The organism is Streptomyces sp. NPDC037410 (assembly GCF_055602235.1).
Genome location: NZ_JBVJWR010000036.1, coordinates 26,582 through 46,253, shown reverse-complemented (window position 1 = coordinate 46,253; position 19,672 = coordinate 26,582). Strand labels below are relative to the sequence as shown.

The following is a 19,672-nucleotide window of genomic DNA, read 5'->3' as shown; positions in this document are numbered from 1 at the left end:
CGACTACGCGGGGGCGCCGGACTCCGCAGCCCCGGCCGGATCGCCGGTCACCTCGCCGGCCAAGCCGTAGGTGTCCCATGACGTGTCGAGAGGGAGCACGGTTCGGCAGGACACCGCCGGACGACCTCCGCTCACGCCGCATGATGCGCCTTGGAGCGCCCGTTCGGCGGCCACGCAACGTTCCGTTGAGGCGGTGTCGACTCGGAAAGCTGACGAGACCGACGAGAATCCACTGCGCGGGGTCTCAGTGGTTCTCTCGCTTGCCTGGTCAGCACTCACGGGAACTGCCAAGACCATTGAGACAGTCGACCCCGTGCAGCAAAATCTGGGAGGACTCGGCGAGCGACCGCGTCAAGAAGCTCGGGCAGCCGGCGCTCATCGTGGCGCTGCTCGATGCCTCGGATCCGAAGGTCGCGGTCCTGACCACCGAGCTGATCTACCCCTTCGCGGGCAGCTTCCCGGGCCTGGAGAGCGTCGGCTGTCAGATCGACTACGAGACCGACGTCCTGGGTGACCGGATCGAGGCCGTGTGGCGCCCCGGCGACCCCGAGTACGACGTGTTCGAGCGCTTCCCTCGAAGCTGACCTCCGGCAGCGTCAGGGCCTTCCGCACGTGTGAACCCTGACGCTGGGACGCTTCTGCTCCTCGGAGAGGTCTGCAGGCGCCTTCCGTTCCCGTTCACCAGTGGCTGAGGCACTGTCAGAGCGTGCATCCAGCCTGCCGAGATGACCAGATACCCGCCGGCGGATGCGAGCCCTCTCGGCGTTCCCTGCCCCTCTTGCCGGGCCACGGAGAGGGAAGCCTGTCGTACGCGCAGTGGAACACCGGCCAGGCCCCATAAGGCGCGGGCTGACGAAGCCCGAGCGCAAGCACTCAGGGCGCAGAGAGAACAGCGCGAGCAACTGCGCGCCGCCGCCGAGGAGGCAGCCGGTGAAGCGGCGGCTCTGGTCGCTTCCGTCGTCCTACCCCAGAACGTGCCCTCGGCGTTCGCCGTAGCCTGGCGCAGGCACGCCGTCGATCGTGGCCCACCACCTCGCCAGGGAGCGAGTATTCGGTGAGACCGACGCTGTTGCCAGACGCGTGGAGGAGCTACGACTCGAAGCCGCTCTTCTGGGGAATCCAGCGTGGGCGGAGCGACAGATCATCTACGGGGGCCTTCTCCAAGGTGTGTCCGTTCAGGGAACTGTCTGGGCGCGCGGCTGGCATCACCTGATCACCCGATCTGCGCCTCGGCGCCAGAATCCCAATGCCCTGCAGGAGATAGCCAGCCACGTCCGGGAATGGCTCACCCCGGATCGAATCGCCGACTTCCGGGAGCGCTCGTACTGGGCACAGGGCGAGAACCCCACGCGCCGGATGACTCGGGCGCTCACCTCGACGCTGGAGGCCCTCCAGGACCACCTCGACTATCCGAACGGCAGATGCGAGGTCACCATTCCCGTCATGGCGTCCGAGGGCAGCAGCAATTACGGACGTGCTGACCTCGCGCTGCTGTCCAGTTCTCTTGAACGACCAGACATCGTCATCGAGATCGATTCGCAGCCGAACCACGACGCGGTGACGAAGCTACGGTTCGCGGCCGATGCCAGTGCTCTGCCGGTCTGGGTGCGGCACGGCAAGGGACCGGTTCCCGTACTGGACGGGGTCGCCGTGATCGACGTACGTCCTGACGCTCTCGCCCGTGCAGCGCTGCGCCACCGCCCGAAGCCGGCACAGGAAGGTCGCGATCCCGGCGCTGATACCGGCCCGTACCTGTGGTGACGTTCCACTGATTTCGGGCTGCACGGAGGGATACCCGCTGCCGGAGCTGCTCGCTGGTCAGCGCATGAGCCAGGACATGTTGTACCAGGGCGAGCACTGGGCAGTGGCGGTCGTGCGGGCGCGGACGCGGACGCGGCGGATGCTGTGCCGGTGCGGGCTCGACGGCGAGCTCTGCGACGACTGCGTCCTCGCCGGCGACCCGGACGAGCTGCCCGTGGCGGCCCTGAACGTGGTCGATGCCGAGGCTCTGGTGCAGGGGCTCGTGATGCTGGCGTCCTCGATAGTGGTGGCCGCCGCGGAGACGGACGTGGACGTCGCGATGGCGGTTCTCGACCGGGAGGCGCTAATGCTCGCGGAGGCCCAGGAGGCCGAGCTCGACGCGCTGAGGCGGTTGCGGGACGAGGGATAGCCCGTCGTGGGCTCCTGCCTCCGACACCAGGGGGCGCCTGCGGGTCTGCCTCCCTCGGTGCGACGCGGCACCCATGCTTCCGGAGACCGGCCCCGAGCAGTGACGACAGGAACCCTCTGGAGTGGCTCAAGTCCCGTACAGTCACGCGTCGTTCTGGGAACGCTGGCCTGTATGACGCTCGATGACTGGTTCAAGATGGCGCCCATAGGTGCCGCGCTCATCACCGCCTTCGCGTCCGTGTGGGTCGCGGTGGCGGGGATGAAGCGCACCGCGTTGACCGCGCTGCACACCGCTCACACCGGCCCGCGTACCGCCGCGGTGACCGCCTTCCTGGCGGCCGTGGACGAGGCCCGCCGCAAGCCCACCCAGAAGACCGTGGATGCCGCCCGGACGGCGAAGCTCGGGATCGTGGTCCTGACCTACGGCAACCAGGCGGCGACGATAGCCGTCCGGGAACAGTCCCGCCAGTGTGTACGGGCGCTGCGCGCCGCCCAGGATTCCCGACCCTCCCTGGCGCAGGTCCCGGCGGAGAAGCTGTTCGCCGAGCTGGAGGCCGCCGCCGCGCACGAAGCCGCCGAGCTGGCCGAACTACGGAAGGACGCGGGCGGCGCGGACCCCATCGACTACCGCACCGGCAAGCCCTACACCGCCGACTTCCAGGGCGCCCTGGCGTTCGTACGGAGCGTGTACGCCGATCAGCACGCCGCCTACCGGGACCGCCGGGCGGCGGTGGATGTCGACGGTGACGATCGCGACTCGGGCAGCATCCGCGCCGAAGCCGAGCACTGGCGGGGCAAGACCGGTCTGGACGCGTGGGGAATGATCGAAGGCGGCAACCGGCGAGAGACGCGCCGACACCTGCGGGACCGGCACGGCGAAGCCCTCGGGGACCTGGGCCGGTACCGCAAGGAATTCGCTGAGACCGCCGCCGTGTGGATCGCCACCGCCCCCGAACCGCCCCGGTGACCTGCTGGACAACCGTGGAACCCCACCCCGGGTACTCTCTTGGGTACATGGGGCGGGCTCCGCAGTCGTCAGCCTGGAACGCGAGCGAGGACCAGTCCACGTACTTCCTTCACCTTGCCGGTTTCCCGTAGGAACGTGCCGACGGTGTGGAACTGGGAGCCGGTGGTGAAGACGTCGTCGACTCCTGTGGCCGTCCTCGATGCGGTACTGCCGCCTCGTGCCCGAGGAAGTGCCGCGGATCTGAGACAGAGTGCCGACACGTGCTCTGAGACTGCCCCAGAACCTACTGGTCAGCACGCTGCGTCATGCCACGAGCCACGAGACCCTACACTCGGATGGAGGTCCTCAGGTTTCGTGGCACAGCCTCAGCCTCGATGACACGCCCGTGGCACTTATGCCGCCGTCGTGAGACGCCCTGATGCCTGTCGCACTGAAGTAGCCGGATTCACATTGCCCCTCGTTCAGGCTGTCGGATTCTCGCTGCGTCGTGCGCTGAACAGCGGCGTTTCCCCCGTACTCACGGGCAGGTGATGATCGCTCCCCCGAGGACTTGAATCCGTCGCGCACGACGATGATCGAGCGGACGAGACCCCTCGTGATTGCGCGGTCCGGCATGGATGTGATGCCGCCGGCGGGCGGCGCTGGTGCCACGTAGTACTGGCAGCTTCGGTGCCCGCGGCCTGAGCGCGGCGCGCAGGCCACGTACCTTTCGCGCCGTTAGGCCGTTAGTGGTATCGCGGACGCACACGGCGTCCCGGCCGGAAGGAAGCCCCATGTCCACGAAGCGCGTCACCCGTCGTCTGCTGGTGCTGTCGGCCACGGCGGCCACCTGCACGGGCGCCTTGAGCGTTCCGGCCGTGGCGAGCACGAACGTGCTGGCGGTCGGGAATCCCGCCTACGACACCACGATGATCAACCAGGAGCGGGACGTCACGGCGGTCGGTGAGACCACCCACAGCAGCGGGCTGGGAAACGGTCTCGTCCAACTCCCGGTGAATCACCCGGCCAACCGCGGTGGAGGGGGCAGCCTGCTCTTCTCGGATCGCGGGCTGAAGACCGAGGTCGTCGCGGTGGTCTGGGAGCGATGAACGGCCGGTGGTTGAGGGAGACCCTGGCCGGGCTGCGGATGCCGCCCCTGGTCAGGAAGCGTCTTCGACAGGGCGCTTCCGCCGCCGGCCTGGCGTCGGGGGCCGTGCCGGAGGTGGTGGGCGGCAGCGATCCGGTCAATGGCTACCGGGTACTGGAACAGGTGGTGCGGCTGCCCGTCAGCACGTGGCGATATCACTGGGACCCTCCCCACGTACGCCACCTGGGACCCATGGCGCAGGACTGGTGGAAGGCGTTCGGGGTGGGTGAGAACGACAGGACGATCTGCTGCACCGACGCCAACGGCGTGGCCATCGTCGCCATCCAGGCACTGCATCGGGAACTGACCGAGCTCCGGGGCGAGGTCGCTGCCCTGCGGGCCGGGAGTTCGCCGCGCACCGCTCCGGCGGGTCCGGAGCGGCCGGCCGGGGACGAGGACGACCTGGCAGGCGATGCGCCGACGTAGGGCGTGTGTCTCTGCCGCTGTACGAGCGGGTTGTCGCGCCCGTACGCCTACGGGTCGGACAGGTCCAGGGCCGGGCCGGGCCGACCGAGGGGAACCGGCTGAGCGCCGGGTTCGCGGCGCTCGGGGGATGATGGGGGTGGAACGACGGAACGCGAGGTCAGGAGCTTTCATGGTGAAGCGGGTGCACCAACCCCGTGAGGACGCGGAGTTCGATTTCATCCTCGGGATGAGCGACTTCCCGGTCCTCGCGTACTTCACCGGGACATGGCCCAAGGCGATCGATCCCTGCCGGGCGATGGACCTCGTGGTGGGTGGCATCGCCGAGGAGTACGCGGGCCGCCTGACGGCCGTCCGCGCCGACATCACTCGCTGTCCGGCCGCGACCGCGCGGTACGGGGTCACCGGAGCCCCGTCGTACGTCCTGCTGAAGGAGGGCGAGGCGGTGGCGCACGGCGAGGGACCCATGACCACCGCCGAGGTGCGGGAGCTCCTGGACCGCCACCTCTAGTCGACGTGAACACCGACAGCATCGACGCCAGTGGCGGCCTACGGCCGGAGCACTCAGCCTGGGGCGACGAACCCGACATCGGGCGGGCCTACGTGCGACAGGAGTACGCGGTGGACGGGCGCCGAGCGCGCCGTCCTCTCGCGAGCCTGACGCCCACCCCTGGGCCGAGACTCCTCACAACCGGTTAACTGATCGTTTCAGAATGAGAGCGGTTTGGTGGGGTGGGATCAGAGCTGTCCCGCAACGGTCTGCGATAGGAGCAATGCTCAGGACCTCATAGCAGTGCACGGCGGCGGGTGACCCCTACTCAAGACCTGGAGCCGGACTCCTCTCCACAGGCAGAGGGCCCCGTCGCCGTGCATTTCGCGGGGACGTCATGATCGTGACCTGAGCCGTCCGCACGGCCACCTCTCCTGACTACGCGAGCCACGAGCTCTGTCCAGAGACCGAGGTCCGCGCGGTGAGCTGGGGCCACGAACTGCTCATCGGATGTCGGGCCACCGAGCCCTCCTATTAGGTCGCGGCGTGCCCCGCACAGGCTCATGAACTGGGCGAACACCGGAGAAGGGGCGATCAGATTGACGATCACATGCGGGATCGACTGGGCCGAGGACCACCACGACGTGGCCCTGGTCGACGAGGCGGGGAAGCTGGTTGCAAAGCAGCGTATCCGCGACGACGCGGACGGCTACCGCCAGCTGCTCGACCTCCTGGCGGAGGCTGGCGACACCCCGGAGGCCCCGATACCCGTCGCCGTGGAGACCGCGCGCGGCCTCCTGTTCGCCTGCCTGCGGGCAACCGGCCGCCGGGTGTACTCGATCAACCCGATGGCGGTGGCCCGCTACCGGGAGCGGCACCGCACCGCCCGGGCCAAGTCCGACCACGCCGACGCGATGACGCTGGCCAACATCCTGCGGACGGACGCTGACGTCCACCGCGCCCTGCCGGCCGACTCCGAACTTGCGCAGGCCATCGCCGTCCTCGCCCGCGCCCAGCAGGACGCGGTGTGGAACCGCAGCCAGCTGATCAACCAACTGCGCTCCCACCTCAAGCAGTACTTCCCGGCCGCACTGGCGGCCTTCCACGTCCGCGGCGTCGGCCTCGATTCACGCGAGGCCCGCGCGGTACTCGCCGTGGCACCGGACCCGGCCACCGCCGCACGCCTGACCCGCGCCCAGCTGCGAGCCGCGCTGAAGAGGTCCGGCCGCCAGCGGTACATCGAGGACTGGGTGGAGCGCCTGCGGACTGTCTTCACCGGCGACTACCTCCACCAACTCCCGCTCGTCGAACGCGCCATGGGGCGCCAAACCCTCGCTCTGCTGGGCCAGTTGGATGCCGCCTGCCGAGCGGCCGACGACCTCGCCGAAGCGGCGGCCGAGGCCTTCGCCCAGCACCCCGACGCCGAGATCTTTGCCAGCTTCCCCGGCATCGGCCCACTCACCGGCGCCCGCGTCCTCGGCGAGATCGGTGACGACCGCGACCGCTTCGCCGACGGCCGAGCGCTGAAGGCATACGCGGGAGCCTCGCCGGTCACCATCGCCAGCGGTAAGAGCCGGGTCGTGCGCCATCGCAGGGTGAAGAACCAGCGGCTCGCGGCCGCCGGCTACGTCTGGATCTTCGGGGCCCTGCCCTCGCCGCTCATCAAGGAGTACTACGACCGACGGCGCGCCGCCGGGGACCGGCACACCGCCGCCATGCGCAACCTGTTCAACCGCCTTCTGGGCTGCTTGTTCCACTGCCTGCAGACCGGGCAGACGTTCGACCCGAGCAAGGCGTTTCCCGCTCCTGCGGCAGCACGGGAACTCCTCGCGGCTTGACGTCTTACCAAGCTCGGATGTCTGTGGATCAGTTCCGGGAAGAACGCAGCAGGCGTACCTTCCCGAATGATCCCGTGATGGTCATCGAGTAGGCCGACGTTGCAACGTCGGTAGGGAAGGCACGCCCTTGCTCACCGTAGTCAATGCCGACGCTTCAACGCGAGACGGCTCCCTGCTGGACGAGATCGTCCGCGAGGGCGCGAGACGGATGCTGGCCGCGGCGCTGGAAGCCGAGGTCAACTCCTACATCGCCGAGCTGGCCCACGAGAAGGACGAGATGGGACGGCGCTTGGTAGTCCGCAACGGCTACCACCAGCCCCGGAAGGTCACCACCGCTGCCGGAGCCATCGAGGTCAAGGCCCCACGGGTGAACGACAAGCGCGTCGACGAGACCACCGGCGAGCGCAAGCGGTTCTCCTCGGCGATCCTGCCTCCCTGGTGCCGCAAGTCCCCGAAGATCGCCGAGATCCTGCCACTGCTCCGCCTGCACGGCCCGTCCTCGGGCGACTTCGTGCCGGCGATGGAGCAGTTCCTGGGCAGCTCGGCCGGGCTGCCCCCGGCCACGGTGACCCGGCTGACCGCCCAGTGGCAGGCCGACCATGCCGCCTTCCATGAGCGTGACCTATCCGGCACGGACTACGTCTACGTCTGGGTCGACGGCATCCACCTGCGCATACGCCTGGACGAGGCCGAGGCCGCCGTCCTGGTCGTCATCGGGGTCCGCGCGGACGGCACCAAGGAGCTGGTCGCGATGGCCGACGGCTACCGGGAGTCGTCCGAGTCCTGGGCCGCGCTGCTGCAGGACTGCGCGCGCCGCGGCATGCGCGCCCCTGTGCTCGCGGTCGGCGACAGTGCGCTCGGGTTCTGGAAGGCCCTGCACGAGGTCTTCCCCGACACCCGCGAGCAGCGGTGCTGGGTTCACAAATCAGCCAACGTGCTCGACGCCATGCCAAAGTCGGCCCAGCCAGCGGCGAAGAAGGCGATCCAGGACATGTACAACGCCGAGGACCGCGAACACGCCGAGCAGGCCCTCAAGACCTTCGCCAACCTATACGGCGCGAAGTTCCCCCAAGCCGTCGCGAAGATCACCAGCGACCAGGACGCGCTGCTGGAGTTCTACGACTACCCGGCCGAGCACTGGATGCACCTGAGGACCACCAACCCCATCGAGTCGCCCTTCGCCACCGTTCGACTCCGCACCAAGGTCACCAAGGTCGCCGGATCCCGTGCCGCCGGACTCGCCATGGTGTTCAAGCTGGTCGAGTCCGCACAGGCCCGCTGGCGGGCCGTCAACGGCGCTCACCTCGTCCCACTCGTCCGGGCCGGAGCCCGCTTCGAACGCGGCCAACTCGTCGAGCGCCCCGAGACCCGCGCGGCATGAGCCACCTCGGCCGATCCGCAGAACGCTAGTGGATCTCAGGCATCCCTGCACCGTATGTGCAGATGACCGTCGAGAGGGAAGGAGGGCAGCGCCGCGGGCAGAAGGCTGTCGAACTCGTACCGGCTCTTCTGCGCAACCCGGCACGAAGCGGAGTTGTCCACCTGATGCAGGAGTTCCAGACGCTTCAGCCAGCCGGCCCCGAGCGTGTCGAAGGCCCAGCCAGTGAGGGCCTCCAGAGCGCGAGGCGCCACACCCCGTCCGCGAGCATGCGCCGCGGTCCAATAGCCCACCTCAGCCGAGGGTTTGCCGGAGGCGACTTCCTTGAGGACCACATTTGCCGACCAACTGCCCATGGGTTGAATCGGGTTGCGCTTCAAGGACCGCGAAGCCGAACCGGTCGCCCACCGCCCATCCTCGCTGCTGGGCCCGCACCCACCGCACTGCGTCGGCGTCGTTCTCCACGGAAGAGCTTGTCCAGTGGCGCAAGGCTGGATCCCGGCATGTCTCGACCAGCGCGGGAACGTCCTGCATGCACCAGGGACGAATAACGAGGGCGGGAGCGGACGGCGTGGCATCCGCACGCAGTACGGCGGTGTCAGTCACCGGCCGATCGTACGCGTCGGCGTCTGGCCCCGGCACAGACGGTTCCGGGCCCACTACCGCTGCGTCCGAACGCGCAGGGCCTCGACGGACCAGTCGAGCACTCGCGCCAGGCTCTCCGGAGCAGGCCAGCTGTTGATCACTGCGAGTAGCTGGAAGTACCGGTCCCTGCGCGGGTCGTTCACACTCTCCAGCCGGAGCAGCAGCCGACGGCGAAGCTCGGCGTCGTCAGGGCGGCCGCAGATGTGCGCGTAGTGATCCGCAAGCGCCGCGACGATCGGATCGGCCTGATGGGAGGCCGGGTCGATGCCCGCCGCCAGGGCCGGGGCGACCAGGTCACGGACAGCTGCGGCGAAGTCGCGGCGCGGGCCCGTGGTGTCGCCCTGTGCTCGTTCGGCCGCCAGATCCTCGGCCATTCGTCGCACACCGGCACGGAAGTCCGGGTCCAGGGCTAGTTCGGCCCACTCCACCCGTGCTCGGGCCTGCTCCGCCTCGGGAGTATCCGGCAGTTCGGGGGTCATCGAGCGCATGACCCCTGCGAATGCGGGGTCGGCGCCGAGACCGTCGAAGACAGTGTCGAGGAAATCACCGATGAGATCTCGGCGTTCGTCCTCGGAAAGCTGGGCAAGGTGGTGCATGAGATCGGTCTCCTCGGGAGTGAGCCCACACTCGGCCACGACTGTCAGCACCGCGTGCCGCAGACGCAGGATGCGAATCTGCACCGCGAGTGCCTCGGCATGCGCCGCGGCGACCTCAGGGAGCGAGAGCTCCCGATCGACGATCTTGCGGATCGTGGGAAGGCCCAGCCCCAGTATCCGCAGGGTCCGCACGAGGTCCAAGCGCGCGACGGTGTCGATGTTGTACAAGCGGTAGCCGGCCGGGTTGCGGTCCGTCGGCGTCACGATTCCGCGATCGGAGTAGAACCGAATGGTCTTGATCGTGAGACCGGTCCGCCGAGCCAGCTCGCCGATCGAGTAAAGCGTGTCGCCGTCCATGCCCATACCTTGGTGTCTCCCCCTACGGGAGACTCAAGCCCCCTCGCCTGCCGACGGTCAGCCCCCTCGTACACAGGTCTTGACCATTCCTCCTGCGGTGGCTGGGCGTCTGAGATCCAAGCTGTGGGTCGAAACGCACTTGCCACTCCAGCGCCTGCGGGATGTCATGCCCACATGAGCAGAATGGCACAGGTCCTGGTCCTTGCACGCTACGAGGACGAAGTGTTGGAGCCGCTGACGCGGCCGGACAAGACGCGTACGTGGCGCGGCTGTTTCGAGCAGATACCTGACTGGTTCGACCGGACGCGCGGCCGGGCCCCGTCAGCCCCCGTCGCGCGGCTCCCGCTCTCCGCCGGCGCAGCCGGCACCGCACCGCGCTTCACCTCCGACGGCGCACCACAGGCCCCGGGCCCTCGCATCGTCCACACGGACGAGCCGGGCACCCTGGCGGTGCTCGTCGACACCCCCGACGCGGGCGGCGACCCCGCCCGATGGGCACGCCCTTGACCGCGCCGCCGTCACGGTGCCCCTGCTCCTGGCGACCTTCACCGCCTGGACCTGCGCGGGCGGCCTGCGAGACGCCGCCCGAAAGCTGAACGTCCACCACTCGACACTCCGTGAACGGCTCGATCGTGCCCAGGCTCTCCTGGGCTGGCCGCTCGACACCCCCAGGGCCGGCTACGTCTCCAGCTCACCCCTCACACTGCATCGCCTGCGCCGCAGAGACGGCGGGCTGTTTTCGCCGTAGTCGACTTCGACGACGATCTGGTCCGGTTGCGTCACGCCTCGGAAGCATGGCCACGTCCGGATCCCGGCGCCGCTGTGAGGACTCGTTCGGCCCAGAGCGTCTTGCCTCGTCCTGAGGGTCTCACGCCCCAGCGCTGGGTGAGTTGGGCGGTGATGAACAGGCCCCGGCCGTTCTCGTCCGTGTCCAAGGCCCGCCGCAGGTGGGGACTGGCGCTGCTGTCGTCGGTGGCCTCGCACACGAGCGTGCTGTCGCCGTCACGGATGAGGCGCAGCCGGATCGGACCCTTCGCGTAGCGGACGGAGTTGGTGACCAGTTCGCTGACGACGAGTGCGGTGTCGTCGATGACGTCCTGGGCCAGTCCCCATTCAGCGAGTTGGTTCACGGCTCGTTTCCGGGCCTGAGCAGCGCTCTGAGGGGTGTTGGGGAAGGTCCAGGCTTTCGTCTGGGATTCGTCCAGCGTCCGGGTGCGGGCCAGCAACAGATAGGCGTCGCGAGGGGGTTGCTCGGGCGCGAGGACGTCCACGCACGCGTCGCACGCAGCCTGGAGTGAGGGTTGCCGTACGGCGAACAGGTCGTTCAACAGGCGCAGCGGCGACTGCCCGGTTCCCGATCCGGCCAGCAGAGCGCTGTTGCAGATCAGCACCGTGGTGCCCTCAGGCAGGGCGCGCTCGGTGAGCGTGTAGTGCCCGAGCCCTCGGCCCAGTGGTGGTCCTGCCGCGACATCGAGCGGTTCGACGCCGCCGCTCGGATCCACCAGCAACGGTGCCGGGTGTCCCGCGCTCGCCGCGGTGCACAGGCGGGTGACCGGATCGTAGACCAGACAGAGGCAGGTGGCGGGCGTCTCGTCACCGGCGTCGGATCCAGTCGCGTCCGGGAGGGCGGGGCGGCTGGCAAGGTCGTGGAGGCGTTGGAGGATCTCGTCCGGCGGCAGGTCGAGGTCGGCCAGCGCCTCGACCGCCGCGCGCAGCTCGCTCATCGCCGCCGGGCCCGATGTCCCGGAAGTGGTGTCCCCGGCGACGAGGGCGACCCTGGAACCGGAGAGGGGGATGGCGTCGAACCAGCCGCCGCCCGTGCCGGCCGGCAGGTGGGTGCGAGCGAGCTCGACGGCCGTGTCGACGGAGGCCTGCGCGTGGGCGAAGCCACCGGACAGGATGCGGGCGGCCGATCGCTCACGCCCGTAGAGGCGGGCGTTGTCCAGACATTGGCCGGCGTGCGTGGTGAGCTGCTGTGCGAGCCTCAGGTCCCGGTGGTCGAACGGAGTCGGGTCGCGCCACCGGTAGAAGCAGGCCAGGCCGAGCACCACACCCCGCGCTCGAATCGGGACCAGCATCATCGAGTGCGCGCCCGCGCTCAGGATGCGGGCGTCGCGTCGGCGTACGGGATCGAGCCAGTGGGCGTTCGGGCGCAGTCGTCGGACCAGCTTGGCGGCCAGGGTGTCCAAGACCGTGCGGTAGGGCGTTCCGGGCGGGTACACGTCGACCTCGCCAACAACGGGAACGCCCTGCTGGCCCGGTCCGGCGACCGAGCGGAACCCGGCGCGCCGGACGGTCTGATCCCGGTCGAGAGCATCCGCGGTGGGAGCTCGGCCGCGCAGGACCTCGTCGTAGACGTCGACGGTCACGGTGTCGGCCAGGGCCGGGGAGGCGACCTCGCAGAACTCGGCCGCCGTACGGAAGACGTCGAGGGTGGTGCCGACCCGTGCGGCCGCCTCGTTCAGCAGCCGCACCTCCGCTTCCGCCCGCAACCGGGCAGTGACGTCGGTCAGCGCGGCAGCCAGTCCCAGCACGGTGCCGTCGGCCCGCTGCAGGCGGAACACGGCTGCCGAGGCGACGGCCTCGATCGGGGGGTCGCGTCGGTCACGGACACGGATGCTCAGATCGAGCTCGGGTGCGCCCGTCTCCAGTACCCGGTGAGCTGCCCGTTCCACGGCCACGGGATCGGTGATGTCGAAGGACCGCAGGATCTCGGGCAGAGTACGGCCGAGCAACTGGTCGACCGGGAACTCCCTCATCAACCGAGCCGCCGTGTTCACCCGCACCAGGCGCAGCTCCCGGTCGTAGACGTGCAGGCCCACGGGCGACTGGGAGAACAGCGCGTCCAGTACGGCGTCCGCCATCCCCTCGGGCACGGACCGGCCGTTCGGATGATCCTCACCAACCACTGCGAGCATCCGTTCGACGAGACGGTGGACTGTGCTGTCCTCCATACAACGCGGCCCACGCCCGGGCCGGCCACCGCAGTGAAGCGATCGGGTGATTCGCCGGCCGTCAAGCCCTGCGGGTCCGGAGGATCGCGCGACTCCGGCAGGCGGGTTGTCGTTCTCAACGCTCCAGTCGGCGGATCAACTCGTGAAGGCGGGTGTCACGGACGAGACGGCGATCGGTCAACGGACCGACCAGACCGCGTACGGCGGAGACCGCCTCCCACCGTCTGGGGGGGCGGTGACCCTCGGCGAACGCTTGGCGATTCCGTCCACGACACGGGCGGCGACCACCTCCGGGGTCACGGCGCTGCCGAGCATCGCCGGGAACGCCCTCTCACGCATGCGCGTGACGGTCTCGTGGCCACCGAACGCGTTGTGCGCGAGCGGGGTGGCGACCCAGCCGGGGTGGAGGACGCCGGCGGTGGCTCCGTGCCGGGCGAGTTCGACGCGGAGCGCGCGGGCCAGCTGCTCGACACCCGCCTTGGCCGCGGCGTACGGGGCGTTCACGGCGCCGTTGACGAACGCGTAGACCGATGAGGTCATCAGGACGTGTCCCTGGTTCGCGATGATCTGCGGCAGCGCGGCGCGGACGGTGCGCCAGACGCCCAGGAGGTTGACCTCGACGACGCGTTCGAACACGTCGGGGTCGATCGAGGCGGCGGTGGTGGGCGGGCTCGCGGCGATGCCGGCGTTGGCGAACACGACGTCCAGCGCACCGAAGTGGGCGACGCTCTGCCGCACGGCGGCGTCGAGGGCCTCCCGGTCGGTGACGTCTGCGGCGATGGGCAGCATCTGCCCGTCGCCGATGCTGCGGACGACCGCCTCGACGGCTTCCAGGTGCAGGTCGAGGAGGACGACGCGAGGGGGAATCGGTGCATGGGTGTGGTCCTTGGGTGTGTGCTCGTCGGTCCTCAGGCCCCGGCGCGCAGCGTCCAGCCGGGCCGGGCCCTCCCCCGACGACCCGCCGCCGATGCCGACGGATCGTCACGGGCGGCGAGTGAACTCAGTTCACCGGGCTGCCGAGGGCTTCGAACGCGGCCGTGGTGGTGTACGTTCCGGCGGGCAGGTAGCTGCCCATGACGGCGCGTTCGTCGCCGGGGGTGTGCGTGTTCTGGACCGCGTGGGTGAAAGCTGCCGAGGGCAGCATGTTCCGCAGGATCAGGAGTGTGTCGTCCGGGTGTCCGGAGCCGTCACCGTTCGGGGAGAGGCTGAGCCAGTTGACGCCGTTCGCGCGGGTGGCGTTGGCGGGCCGGTCCTGCGGCAGACTGAGCACGATGGTGTACCGGCCGTCAGGATCGGTGACGAGTTGCTCGTCGTAGAGACAGGCGGCAACCGCGGTGGTGACGATGCCCTCGTTGCTGCACAGCGACCAGTAGCGCATGTCGACCCGGTCGGCCGTACGGGGGGCGCGGTGCCTGGTGCGTGGGGTGACGGGCAGCTTGCCGCGCAGCACCAGGACGTCGCCGAAGGCGCGGCTGACACTGGCGCTCACGTACTGGTTGTCCAGGTTGGAGTACTGGCCCGTGGCCCTGGCAGGGGTGCCGCCGCACCGGCCGAAGAAGGTGCAGTTGATGTAGAAGGCGGAGTCGTAGGCGGTGTGCCAGACCGGAGCGGGGTCGGCGGGGAACCCGGCGGGCTTGCCGGGCTGGTCGCGCAGCATCGCGTAGGTCGCCGCCGGCACGCCTTCCAGCGGGAGGGTCTGCGGGTGCTGGGCCCGCAGGGCGTCGCAGACAGCGGTGCCGGTGATCTCGGTGCCGTCGGCCAGGTGCAGGGTGGGGCGCGGGAGTCCGGTGCCGCCCGTGGCGCCTCGGTGGTCGTCGGGGACGTAGACGCGATAGAGCAGGGCGATGGCCTGCTGGCCGGGCACACCGGCGTAGAGGGTGTTCGCCGCGCGGTCCGCTGGGTCGGCGGGGGCTTGGGTGCCCTGGACGGTGACGCTGTACGAGCGGTGCGCGTCGTGGGCACGCTTCGCCCCTGGCAGGTAGGGGTTGGTCGAACCCGGGTCGGGCCGGGTGCTGACGTCGTTCAGGGCGTCGGTCGGGGTGTGGGTGGTGAGGTTGTAGCTGTTGAGGGACTGGTAGCGGGCGTGCGCGAACTCTCCGTCGAGGCCGAGGCTCGCGCCCGCGGGGAGGGTGAACACCGCCGCGAAGTAGTTCGCGCCGGTGTCCGGGAAGGCGTAGTTCTTCGCCCGTGAGTCGGCCGTGGGATTCGGACCGAACCACAGGCACCTGGCGGCCGCGTCCGCGCCCGCGTCCCTGCGCGCCGTCGAGGCGGATGCGGCGGCGGAGGTGGTGAGCAGGGAGGCGGCGGCAGCCACGGCGAGGGCTGCGGCGCCTGCGGCGCGTCTGTTGGGCAGGAAGCGCATGGGATCCTCCGGTTCACGTGTGGGAGGGCTCGTCCCCCACGAGCCGCAGCGAACCTAGGACCCGCCTGGAACACATGTCAATGGTGTTCCCTTTAGTTCATCTCCGGCAGGTGCTCCCCTAGACTGACTCCCGTGACGACCCAGCACCGCCCCCGTCTGGAACGGGCGACCCCCGAGCATGCGCTGCGGTTCGCCCGTGAGACGTTCCTGCGCTGCGAGCGCATCGACATGCGCGAGCTGGCCGATGACCTCGGCGTCGGCCGTACGACGCTGTACCGATGGGTCGGCGACCGCGAGAAGGTCCTCGGAGCGGTGCTAGCCCGGCTCACCGAGCGCACCTGGGAGGCCGTCCAGGCCGAGGCGACCGGCCAGGGAGCCGATCGCGGCCTCGATGTCATCCGGCGGTTCATGGACACCACCGCCCGGTTCCCTCCCCTGCTCGCCTTCGCAGAGGCGGAGCCCGCCGTCGCCCTCCGGGTCCTGATGGCCGACGGCCAGGCCGTGAACTCGGCGCTGCGCGCGGGCTTCTCCCGTGCGCTCGACGAAGCCGGCGTACCGACCTCCCCAGACACGATCGAGATCATGGTTCAGCTGGCCACGGCCCTCGAATGGGCTCCCGTCGTCATCGGCGAGCCCCCCGCGATCGACCGCGCGATCGACCTCATGCGCCACCTCGTCGCACCGACCCCGGAACGCTGAACCTCACCGATGTCGCTCATTCGCGCCACGTCGCTGCAGGGCTACCCGGAACTGGTGGCCGAGCTGGGCGGAGATCCCGCCGCTCTGCTGGTCGAGGCGGGCATCCCGCGCGGCCAGGTCGGGCTTCCTGACGCGTACCTGCGATACCGCGATGTGGTCCGCGCCCTGGAGAGTGCGGCGCGGGTGACGGACGCGCAGGACTTCGGGCGGCGCCTCGCCCTGCGCCAGGGGCTGGAAATGTTCGGGCCGCTCGCGGCGGCCGCGCGGACCGCGCCGACGGTGGGTGAGGCGTTCGCGTCCATCCACCAGTACCTGTCCGTCTACAGCCCGGCGCTCGCCGCCGGCGTCGAGGCGGACCCCGACGAACGCTTCGCCCGCTTCGAGTACGTGACCGTGGAGACGCGACTTCCGCAGCAACGACAGGCCGTGGAGCTGGCCCTGGGGGTGGCCCTGCGGGTCGCCCGCCTGATCGCCGGCGAGCACTTCACCGCAGTCTCCGCCCATGTGCCGCACCGACCGCTGACCGAACCGGCCGACTACGACGCCTACTTCGGCTGCCCGACGCTGTTCGAGCAGCCTTTCGCCGGACTGCGGATCCACCGCGCCGACCTGGCGCACGCCCTCTCCTCCGACAACGCGGTCCACGCGATCGTCCACCAGTACCTCGCGTCGATCGCCCCCGTCGACGACGGCACCCTCATCACCCCGACAACGGCCCTGATCCGCCGCCTTCTCCCGACCGGGAGCCTGAGCCTGGAGCTTGTCGCCGCCCACCTCGCCACGCATCAGCGAACTCTGCAGCGCCGGCTCACGGCCGAAGGCGCCTCCTTCACCGGCCTTGCCGACGAGGCGCGGCGCGGCGAGGCCGAACGGCTGCTCAGGGACACCCGGATCCCCATGGGCCAGGTGGCCCGAAGCCTCGGCTACACCGAGCAGAGCATCTTCTCCCGGTCCTGCCGACGCTGGTTCGGCATGACCGCCTCGGCCTACCGCGACGCCGCCCAGGGACGCTGAACGGACTCCCGGGCACCTCATTCGCAATGATCGACCAGGCAAGCTGTCGTCGAAAGTCAAAGAGTTGTCGTCAATGGTCAAAGACTTCGGCAGACGGGGCCCTCACGATGAGACCCACGATCCGGCGCGGCCCGGGAGCCGACACACGATGGCGGACCCGAAGGGGCCCCGGATCACCGGGACACCCCAGGAAAGGGCCGTACAGCGATGACTTCCGTGGCCGCAGACCCGCGCACCGCGCGGACCGAGGCGGAACACCTCGACGTCCTGATCGTCGGAGCCGGCCTGTCCGGCATCGGCGCCGCCTGCCACCTGCGCCGCGAGCACCCCGCGCGCTCGATGGCAATCCTGGAGGCGCGCGACGCGATCGGCGGCACGTGGGACCTGTTCCGCTACCCCGGTGTCCGTTCCGACACGGACATGTTCACGCTCGGTTACGCCTTCGCGCCGTGGACCGGGGAGAAGGCGATCGCCGACGGCGTCTCGATCCGCGACTACATCCGCCGTACCGCGAGCGAGCACGGCGTCGACCGTCAGGTCCGCTACGGGCACAAGGTCGTCCACGCCGAGTGGTCGACCGCCGACGCGTGCTGGACCGTGACCGCACAGCACGGCGCCGACGGCGCGACGGTCACCCTCACCTGCCGGTTCCTGTACGTGTGCAGCGGCTACTACCGCTACGACCGGGGCTACACCCCCGACTTCCCCGGCGTCGAGGACTACACCGGGCAGCTGGTCCACCCTCAGCTGTGGCCCGAGGACCTCGACTGGGCGGGCAAGCGCGTCGTGGTCATCGGCAGCGGCGCGACCGCGATCACCCTGGTGCCCTCGCTCGCCGAAAGCGCCGCCAAGGTGACGATGTTGCAGCGCTCGCCCACGTACCTGCTCAACCTCCCGGCCCGGGACGCGCTCGCCGATGCGCTGCGCCGCAGGCTGCCGCCGCACACCGCCAACCGGATCATCCGCTGGAAGAACGTCCGGGTGGGCCTGGCCTCCTACTGGCTCTCCCGCAGCGTGCCGAAGCTCATGCGCAAGGCGCTCATCAGCGGCGTACGGCGCAACCTCCCCGCGCACTTCGACGTGGCGACACATTTCACGCCGCGGTACGACCCCTGGGACGAGCGGCTGTGCGCCGTGCCGGACGCCGACCTCTTCGACGCGATCAAGACCGGTCGCGCGGACGTCGTCACCGACCGGATCGAGCGCTTCACCCCGGACGGCATCCGCCTGGAGTCCGGCGCCGAACTGCCTGCCGACGTCGTCGTCACCGCGACCGGTCTCAGCATGCTCGCCCTCGGCGGGATACAGCTCGTGGTGGACGGCAGGGACGTCCAGCTCAACCAGCACGTCGCCTACAAGGCCATGCTGCTCTCCGACGTGCCCAACTTCGTCTTCACCATGGGCTACACCAACGCCTCCTGGACGCTGAAAGCCGATCTGGTCGCCCGCTACGTGTGCCGACTGCTGACCCACCTGGACGAGACCGGGCAGCGGGTGTTCACGCCCGTCGCCCCCGACTCCCTGGAACGCGAGCCGCTGATCGGCCTGGCCTCCGGCTACGTCCGGCGCGCGCTCGCCGACTTCCCCGTCCAGGGCGCGGTCGCCCCCTGGAAGGTGCACCAGCACTACCCGCGCGACGTGCGGATGCTCGGCGAGGGACCGCTCGTCGACGACGCCCTCCACTTCTCCGGCGCGGTCGCGGACGACGACACGGCGGACGGAACGCGCACTCTCACGGCGGCCGGTCGCCGGGTCCGGTACCGCGACACCGGTGCGGGCAGTCCGGTCCTCCTGATCCACGGCGTCGGCCGGACCCTGGAGGACTGGAGCGAACAGCACCGGCTGCTCTCCGCCCGACACCGAGTGATCAGTGTGGACCTGCCCGGGTTCGGCGGCTCCGAGCGTCTGCCCGAGGCCACGACCCTGCCCGGCCTGGCCACCGCCGTGGTCGAGTTCCTGGACGCGCTCGGGGTGACCGAACCGGTACGGGTGGCGGGCAACTCCCTGGGCGGCGCGGTCGCCATGCAACTCGCCGCCCAGTCGCGGGAGCGGGTGCAGAGTCTGCTGCTGGTCAACAGCGCCGGCTTCGGGCGCGACGTCACTCCCGCCCTGCGGATCCTGGCGATCCGTCCGCTGGGCAAGGCCATGCTCAGCCGCCCGAGCCGCTCGGGCGCCACCCGCTTCGAACGGGCCGTCTTCCACGACCCCTCCTTCGTGACCACCGCCCGGATCGAGCGCGCCCTGCGCCTGGCATCCCGGCCCGGAGGCGCGGACGCGATGCTGGAGATCCTGGAGAGCCTCGGCTCCCTGCGCGGCGTCCACGAACCGTGGCGCCGCGACCTGCTGGCCAAGGTCGCCCCGCTGGACCTGCCCCTGTTCGTCGTCTGGGGCGACCGCGACCGGATCCTGCCCGTCAAGCACCTGAACGCCGCCCGCACCGCCTTCCCCAAGGCCCGCACGCACCTCTTCACGGCCACCGGCCACATGCCGCAGATCGAACGCGCCGATGCCTTCGCCGACCTGGCCCTCGACTTCTGGGCCTGAGCCCCGCTCGGCGAGCCGCGGGGGGGGGGGGGGGGGGGGGGGGGGGGGGGGGGGGGGGGGGGGGGGGGGGGGGAAGAAAGCAGAGAAGACAGAGATACAAACGCAAAAAA

20 protein-coding genes and 1 pseudogene are annotated in these 19,672 nt (G+C 70.0%); 15 read left to right on the top strand and 6 right to left on the bottom strand.

Features of this window, described 5'->3' with window-relative positions; all coding sequences use genetic code 11:
* The first annotated feature begins 296 nt into the window (after positions 1-296).
* The 10 genes from ACZ7HT_RS36000 to ACZ7HT_RS35955 all read left to right on the top strand — a co-directional run bounded on the left by ACZ7HT_RS36000 (position 297) and on the right by ACZ7HT_RS35955 (position 8,394).
* Entirely contained in the window at positions 297-584 is a 288-nt protein-coding gene (locus ACZ7HT_RS36000; RefSeq protein WP_471173814.1) for a hypothetical protein, read from the top strand.
* Positions 585-725: 141 nt separating this feature from the next.
* Positions 726-1,058, top strand: a complete 333-nt coding sequence (locus ACZ7HT_RS35995; protein WP_471173811.1) for a zinc finger domain-containing protein — start codon at positions 726-728, stop codon at positions 1,056-1,058.
* Positions 1,021-1,761 (top strand): hypothetical protein, encoded by a 741-nt coding sequence (locus ACZ7HT_RS35990; RefSeq protein ID WP_471173809.1) that lies wholly within the window; start codon positions 1,021-1,023, stop codon positions 1,759-1,761. The genes ACZ7HT_RS35995 and ACZ7HT_RS35990 overlap by 38 nt, the downstream gene beginning before the upstream one ends.
* Positions 1,762-1,825: 64 nt before the next feature.
* A complete protein-coding gene (locus ACZ7HT_RS35985) occupies positions 1,826-2,170 on the top strand; it encodes a hypothetical protein (protein WP_471173807.1) in 345 nt (114 codons plus the stop codon).
* Positions 2,171-2,341: 171 nt separating this feature from the next.
* Entirely contained in the window at positions 2,342-3,136 is a 795-nt protein-coding gene (locus ACZ7HT_RS35980; RefSeq protein WP_471173805.1) for a hypothetical protein, read from the top strand.
* Between the two features lie 773 nt (positions 3,137-3,909).
* Positions 3,910-4,224 (top strand): hypothetical protein, encoded by a 315-nt coding sequence (locus ACZ7HT_RS35975; RefSeq protein WP_386563731.1) that lies wholly within the window; start codon positions 3,910-3,912, stop codon positions 4,222-4,224.
* Positions 4,221-4,688, top strand: coding sequence for a tail fiber domain-containing protein (locus tag ACZ7HT_RS35970; protein ID WP_471173802.1), 468 nt, complete (start codon positions 4,221-4,223; stop codon positions 4,686-4,688). The genes ACZ7HT_RS35975 and ACZ7HT_RS35970 overlap by 4 nt, the downstream gene beginning before the upstream one ends.
* Positions 4,689-4,857: 169 nt before the next feature.
* Positions 4,858-5,196, top strand: coding sequence for a thioredoxin family protein (locus tag ACZ7HT_RS35965; RefSeq protein WP_471173800.1), 339 nt, complete (start codon positions 4,858-4,860; stop codon positions 5,194-5,196).
* A 542-nt stretch (positions 5,197-5,738) separates the two neighbouring features.
* Positions 5,739-7,013, top strand: coding sequence for an IS110 family RNA-guided transposase (locus ACZ7HT_RS35960; protein WP_471173798.1), 1,275 nt, complete (start codon positions 5,739-5,741; stop codon positions 7,011-7,013).
* A 127-nt stretch (positions 7,014-7,140) separates the two neighbouring features.
* Complete coding sequence (locus ACZ7HT_RS35955; protein WP_471173796.1) at positions 7,141-8,394, top strand: IS256 family transposase; 1,254 nt, start codon at positions 7,141-7,143, stop codon at positions 8,392-8,394.
* A gap of 35 nt (positions 8,395-8,429) precedes the next feature.
* Here ACZ7HT_RS35955 and ACZ7HT_RS35950 read toward each other — a convergent pair.
* Positions 8,430-8,925: pseudogene (locus ACZ7HT_RS35950) on the bottom strand (GNAT family N-acetyltransferase).
* Positions 8,926-9,050: 125 nt separating this feature from the next.
* The gene (locus ACZ7HT_RS35945; protein WP_471173794.1) at positions 9,051-9,989 is read right to left on the bottom strand and encodes a MerR family transcriptional regulator; all 939 of its coding nucleotides are present in this window, start codon (positions 9,987-9,989) and stop codon (positions 9,051-9,053) included.
* A 174-nt stretch (positions 9,990-10,163) separates the two neighbouring features.
* Between ACZ7HT_RS35945 and ACZ7HT_RS35940 the strand changes: the two genes are divergently transcribed.
* Together ACZ7HT_RS35940 and ACZ7HT_RS35935 are read left to right on the top strand one after the other, a co-directional pair.
* Entirely contained in the window at positions 10,164-10,496 is a 333-nt protein-coding gene (locus ACZ7HT_RS35940) for a hypothetical protein (protein ID WP_471173792.1), read from the top strand.
* A gap of 16 nt (positions 10,497-10,512) precedes the next feature.
* Positions 10,513-10,737, top strand: a complete 225-nt coding sequence (locus ACZ7HT_RS35935; RefSeq protein ID WP_471173791.1) for a helix-turn-helix domain-containing protein — start codon at positions 10,513-10,515, stop codon at positions 10,735-10,737.
* A 31-nt stretch (positions 10,738-10,768) separates the two neighbouring features.
* On the opposite strand, the gene ACZ7HT_RS35930 is transcribed toward ACZ7HT_RS35935, so the two are convergent.
* The 3 genes from ACZ7HT_RS35930 to ACZ7HT_RS35920 form a co-directional block, all read right to left on the bottom strand.
* Positions 10,769-12,907: a SpoIIE family protein phosphatase gene (locus ACZ7HT_RS35930; RefSeq protein WP_471173789.1), complete on the bottom strand. Its 2,139-nt coding sequence runs from the start codon at positions 12,905-12,907 to the stop codon at positions 10,769-10,771.
* A gap of 213 nt (positions 12,908-13,120) precedes the next feature.
* Positions 13,121-13,810 carry an SDR family NAD(P)-dependent oxidoreductase gene (locus ACZ7HT_RS35925; RefSeq protein ID WP_471173819.1) on the bottom strand — a complete coding sequence of 230 codons (690 nt, stop codon included), beginning with the start codon at positions 13,808-13,810 and terminating at the stop codon, positions 13,121-13,123.
* Positions 13,811-13,943: 133 nt separating this feature from the next.
* Complete coding sequence (locus ACZ7HT_RS35920; protein ID WP_471173787.1) at positions 13,944-15,305, bottom strand: hypothetical protein; 1,362 nt, start codon at positions 15,303-15,305, stop codon at positions 13,944-13,946.
* A 132-nt stretch (positions 15,306-15,437) separates the two neighbouring features.
* On the opposite strand from ACZ7HT_RS35920, the gene ACZ7HT_RS35915 reads away from it, so the two are divergent.
* The 3 genes from ACZ7HT_RS35915 (at position 15,438) to ACZ7HT_RS35905 (ending at position 19,562) form a co-directional block, all read left to right on the top strand.
* Positions 15,438-16,004 (top strand): QsdR family transcriptional regulator, encoded by a 567-nt coding sequence (locus ACZ7HT_RS35915; RefSeq protein ID WP_471173786.1) that lies wholly within the window; start codon positions 15,438-15,440, stop codon positions 16,002-16,004.
* A gap of 9 nt (positions 16,005-16,013) precedes the next feature.
* Positions 16,014-17,018 (top strand): AraC family transcriptional regulator, encoded by a 1,005-nt coding sequence (locus ACZ7HT_RS35910; RefSeq protein WP_471173784.1) that lies wholly within the window; start codon positions 16,014-16,016, stop codon positions 17,016-17,018.
* A gap of 207 nt (positions 17,019-17,225) precedes the next feature.
* On the top strand, positions 17,226-19,562 hold the full coding sequence (locus ACZ7HT_RS35905; protein WP_471173782.1) for an alpha/beta fold hydrolase: 2,337 nt from the start codon (positions 17,226-17,228) through the stop codon (positions 19,560-19,562).
* Here the strand turns inward: ACZ7HT_RS35905 and ACZ7HT_RS35900 are convergent.
* Positions 19,486-19,672, bottom strand: a 187-nt coding sequence (locus tag ACZ7HT_RS35900; protein ID WP_471173780.1) for a hypothetical protein, incomplete at its 5' end; no start/stop codon positions are given. The two genes, ACZ7HT_RS35905 and ACZ7HT_RS35900, sit on opposite strands and share 77 nt — an antisense overlap.

Excerpts from the sequence above, each read along its gene's own strand:
- ACZ7HT_RS35975 (WP_386563731.1), top strand. The coding sequence starts at position 3,910 with ATGTCCACGAAGCGCGTCACCCGTCGTCTGCTGGTGCTGTCGGCCACG.
- ACZ7HT_RS35965 (WP_471173800.1), top strand. The coding sequence starts at position 4,858 with ATGGTGAAGCGGGTGCACCAACCCCGTGAGGACGCGGAGTTCGATTTC.
- ACZ7HT_RS35905 (WP_471173782.1), top strand. The coding sequence starts at position 17,226 with ATGACTTCCGTGGCCGCAGACCCGCGCACCGCGCGGACCGAGGCGGAA.
- ACZ7HT_RS35920 (WP_471173787.1), bottom strand. The coding sequence starts at position 15,305 with ATGCGCTTCCTGCCCAACAGACGCGCCGCAGGCGCCGCAGCCCTCGCC.
- ACZ7HT_RS35995 (WP_471173811.1), top strand. The coding sequence starts at position 726 with ATGACCAGATACCCGCCGGCGGATGCGAGCCCTCTCGGCGTTCCCTGC.
- ACZ7HT_RS35970 (WP_471173802.1), top strand. The coding sequence starts at position 4,221 with ATGAACGGCCGGTGGTTGAGGGAGACCCTGGCCGGGCTGCGGATGCCG.
- ACZ7HT_RS35960 (WP_471173798.1), top strand. The coding sequence starts at position 5,739 with ATGAACTGGGCGAACACCGGAGAAGGGGCGATCAGATTGACGATCACA.
- ACZ7HT_RS35910 (WP_471173784.1), top strand. The coding sequence starts at position 16,014 with ATGTCGCTCATTCGCGCCACGTCGCTGCAGGGCTACCCGGAACTGGTG.
- ACZ7HT_RS35940 (WP_471173792.1), top strand. The coding sequence starts at position 10,164 with ATGAGCAGAATGGCACAGGTCCTGGTCCTTGCACGCTACGAGGACGAA.
- ACZ7HT_RS35985 (WP_471173807.1), top strand. The coding sequence starts at position 1,826 with ATGAGCCAGGACATGTTGTACCAGGGCGAGCACTGGGCAGTGGCGGTC.
- ACZ7HT_RS35945 (WP_471173794.1), bottom strand. The coding sequence starts at position 9,989 with ATGGACGGCGACACGCTTTACTCGATCGGCGAGCTGGCTCGGCGGACC.
- ACZ7HT_RS35980 (WP_471173805.1), top strand. The coding sequence starts at position 2,342 with ATGACGCTCGATGACTGGTTCAAGATGGCGCCCATAGGTGCCGCGCTC.
- ACZ7HT_RS35930 (WP_471173789.1), bottom strand. The coding sequence starts at position 12,907 with ATGCTCGCAGTGGTTGGTGAGGATCATCCGAACGGCCGGTCCGTGCCC.